General features: G+C 65.1%; 1 pseudogene. It reads right to left on the bottom strand.

The annotated features are described in order from the left end of the window. Positions 1–218, bottom strand: a pseudogene (locus AC0L2Y_RS34665) (hypothetical protein); the annotation flags it as partial. Positions 219–315: the final 97 nt, after the last annotated feature.

Here is a 315-nt window from a genome sequence, read left to right as displayed (position 1 = left end):
GGCGGCAGGTGCGCCTCGGCGAGATGCCTTTCGATCCTGCGATGGGCACGTTCGGCCAGTTCATGCTCGGCGATGGCCGAGAGGAAGCGCGCGGCCGGCCACCCCTCCCGATCCGCCTGTTCGGCAAATAGCGGCCAGAGCGTCTTGATCGTCGGCAGCCTCAGTTCGTTGAGCATGATGCCGAGACGAGCTTCGTCGATAGTGTGGGCGCCCTTCATGCGGCTTCTCCCGCATACGTCGTGCCGATCAGGGCTTCATAGCCATTGAGCGACGCCAGTTGCACATGAACGGTCGGCAACCGGGCCGGGTCCGGAG

The sequence above is a fragment of the Mesorhizobium sp. WSM4830 genome (assembly GCF_055811495.1).
The sequence above is the reverse complement of the archived record's forward strand: the minus strand, read 5'-3'. Positions and strand labels throughout refer to the sequence as shown.